Source organism: Streptomyces sp. SID3212 (assembly GCF_009865405.1).
Lineage (GTDB): Bacteria > Actinomycetota > Actinomycetes > Streptomycetales > Streptomycetaceae > Streptomyces.
Map to the genome: position 1 here is coordinate 1 of NZ_WWJY01001060.1, position 3,070 is coordinate 3,070.

The 3,070-nt window shown below is 73.1% G+C and carries 3 protein-coding genes; all 3 read right to left on the reverse strand.

Annotated elements, in window-relative coordinates; genetic code table 11:
* Window positions 1-42 precede the first annotated feature (42 nt).
* The 3 genes from GT042_RS31580 to GT042_RS31590 are packed head-to-tail and all read right to left on the reverse strand — an operon-like array spanning window position 43 to window position 2,768.
* On the reverse strand, window positions 43-846 hold the full coding sequence (locus GT042_RS31580) for an SAM-dependent methyltransferase (RefSeq protein ID WP_161312117.1): 804 nt from the start codon (window positions 844-846) through the stop codon (window positions 43-45).
* Window positions 843-1,715, reverse strand: a complete 873-nt coding sequence (locus GT042_RS31585) for a glycerophosphodiester phosphodiesterase (RefSeq protein ID WP_161312118.1) — start codon at window positions 1,713-1,715, stop codon at window positions 843-845. The genes GT042_RS31580 and GT042_RS31585 overlap by 4 nt, the downstream gene beginning before the upstream one ends.
* Before the next feature lie 27 nt (window positions 1,716-1,742).
* On the reverse strand, window positions 1,743-2,768 hold the full coding sequence (locus tag GT042_RS31590; RefSeq protein ID WP_161312119.1) for an adenosine deaminase: 1,026 nt from the start codon (window positions 2,766-2,768) through the stop codon (window positions 1,743-1,745).
* Window positions 2,769-3,070 lie beyond the last annotated feature (302 nt).

Below are 3,070 nucleotides of genomic sequence, written 5' to 3' on the forward strand. Positions count from 1 at the left end.
ACCGCGTCCCGCCCGCCGCCCCGCGCGAGGCGTTGACGGCGTTCAGGGCTTGCGCCCCACCACGCCGAACTGCGCCACCTCGCCCACGCCGTCCTCCGTGCTCGGCTCCGGACGCCAGCGCGAGCAGGAGACCAGGCCGGGCGGCAGCAGCTCCAGGCCGCTCAGCAGCGACAGGACCTTCGAGCGGCTGCGGGCCACGATCCGCGGGGACGCGTGCTCGTTCCAGAACCGCATCGCCTCCGCGTTCCCGCCGCCGCCCAGTTCCAGCGTCGGGTGGGTGAGGACCAGATAGCTGCCGGACGGTACGGCGTCCATCAGGCGGCCCACGATCGACCGGGCCTCCACCGTGTCCATGACGAAGTTCAGGATCCCCAGCATCATCACCGCGACCGGACGGCGCAGGTCCAGGGTCGGTTCGACGGCCGCGAGGATCCGCTCGGGGTGGTGGACGTCCTCGTCCAGGTAGCGGGTGGCGCCCTCGGGCGTGCTGGTGAGCAGCACCCGGGCCAGGGCCAGCACGGTGGGGTCGTTGTCGACGTACACGACCCGCGACTCGGGGGCGATCCGCTGGGCGACCTGGTGGGTGTGGTCGGCGGTGGGCAGCCCCGTGCCGAGGTCCAGGAACTGCCGTACGCCCAGGTCCAGGGTCAGGTGGGTGACCACGCGGCCGAGGAACGCCCGGTCCGCGCGGGCGACCTCGCCGATGGACGGATACATGCTGGTGACCTGGTCGCCGACCGTACGGTCGACCGGGTAGTTGTCCGTGCCGCCCAGCCAGTAGTTCCAGACACGGGCGTTCTGCGCGACGTCGGAACGTACGCCTTCCGGGAGGTCCTGGCCGGTCACGACTGCTCCAGGTGAGAGGCGGAGGGGGAGGCGGGGCCGGAGACGGGGCGGGGGGAGCGGCCGAGCAGTCCGGCCAGGACGTCGATCCGGTTGGTGGTGATCGAGTCGGCGCCCCGGGCGATCAGCCGTCGCATTGAGCGTCCGGTGTCGGCGGTCCAGGCGGAGACCAGCAGGCCCGCGCGGTGGTCGCGGTCGGCCAGCTCCCGGCTGACCAGGCCGAAGCGGTAGTTGAGCCAGCGCGGCCGTACGGCGTCGAGCAGCGCGGGCCGGGGCGGGGCGACCGTGGTCCACGTCATCGCGATCTCCGCGTCCGCGTCCGCCGCGCGGACGGCGAGCATGGTGGTGGGGGACGAGCAGTAGTACACCCGGTCGGCGGCCCCGCCGTCCCGTACCGTCCCGACGACGGTACGGACCGCCGCCGGGGAGGCGCCCGGGAGATCGATCATCAGCCGCGCGCCGGGCAGCGCGGCCAGCGCCTCCGCGAGGGTCGGCACCCCGCCGCCCGTGTGCTCGCGCACCTCGTCGTGGATCAGGTCGGCCAGCCGCCGCTCGTCGTCCCACAGCCGCTCCAGCGTGGAGTCGTGGAGCAGGACGGGCACCCCGTCGCGGGTCAGCCGTACGTCGAACTCGACGGCGTCCGCGCCGCGCGCGAAGGCGGAGTGGAGCGAGGGGAGGGTGTTCTCCCGGATCCGGTACGGATCACCCCGGTGCCCCACGGCGACGACGGGCCGCTCGTCCTCCGCGACGGGCCGCCCGTCCTCCGTATCCCGTACATCTGCATCCCGCTCTGTCTGCTCTGTCTGCTCTGTCCGCCCTGTTCGTCGTGCCTGCCCGGCCCGCTCGTGTCGCTCGTCCCGCTTCGTGCGCATGGGAGCAATTGTGGCCACAGGCGGCCCTCAGCGCGCCAGCCAGGCCGAGGTGTACGTGTCGATCTCGGCGAGCAGCCGCTTCTTGCCGTCCGCGTCGAGGAAGGACGCCTCGACACCGTTCCTGGCGAGGGCGGCCAGGCCGCGCTCGTCCAGGCCGAGGAGCCGCGCGGCCACCCCGTACTCCTGGTTGAGGTCCGTGCCGAACATCGGCGGGTCGTCGCTGTTGACCGTCACCAGCACACCGGCCGCGACCATCTCCTTGACGGGGTGCTCGTCGAGGTCGGCCACCGCGCGGGTCGCGATGTTCGACGTCGGGCACACCTCCAGCGGGATGCGGTGCTCGGCCAGGTGCGCCAGCAGCTCCGGGTCCTGGACGGAGCTGGTGCCGTGGCCGATGCGCTCGGCGCGCAGGTCGCGCAGCGCGTCCCAGACCGTCCCCGGCCCGGTCGTCTCCCCGGCGTGCGGCACGGAGTGCAGGCCCGCGTCGATCGCCCGGTCGAAGTAGGGCTTGAACTGCGGCCGGGGCACGCCGATCTCGGGGCCGCCGAGACCGAACGAGACAAGGCCCTCGGGGCGCAGGTCCACCGCCAGCCGCGCGGTCTCCTCGGCCGCCCGGAGCCCCGCCTCGCCGGGGATGTCGAAGCACCAGCGCAGGACGACGCCCAGCTCGGCCTCCGCCGCCTTCCTGGCGTCCTCGATCGCCTCCATGAAGCCCACCTCGGGGATGCCCCGGCTGGTCGAGCTGTACGGCGTGACCGTCAGTTCGGCGTACCGGATGTTCTGCCGGGCCATGTCGCGGGCGACCTCGAAGGTCAGCAGCCGTACGTCCTCCGGGGTGCGGATCAGGTCCACGACGGAGAGGTACACCTCGATGAAGTGCGCGAAGTCGGTGAACGTGAAGTAGTCGACGAGCGCCTCGGGGTCGGTCGGCACCTTCGAGTCGGGGTGGCGGGCGGCCAGTTCGGCCACGATGCGCGGCGAGGCGGAGCCCACGTGGTGGACGTGCAGCTCGGCCTTGGGGAGACCCGCAATGAAGGGGTGCAGATCGGTCATCGTGGATCCTCCGGGGGTGGCGCGGGTACGGCGGCGGGCGGCGCCGGAGGGGCGGGGTGTCCGCCCACTGCCCAGGGCCGCTCGGGTCGGGGAACATGGTAGGCCGGGCCGTTCGCGCGCCCGGAGGGGCCTTAGCATGACGGGACGACGTAGGGGGGACCATGCCGGACCAGAACGACCAGCCGCCGGGCGGCTTCGAGGAAAACGATCCCTGGGCACCGCCGGAGCGGCGCGTGCCGCTGGACAAGCAGGCGCCCGGATCGGTGCACGACCAGCCGACGGTGATCGGCGGTCCGCCGCCC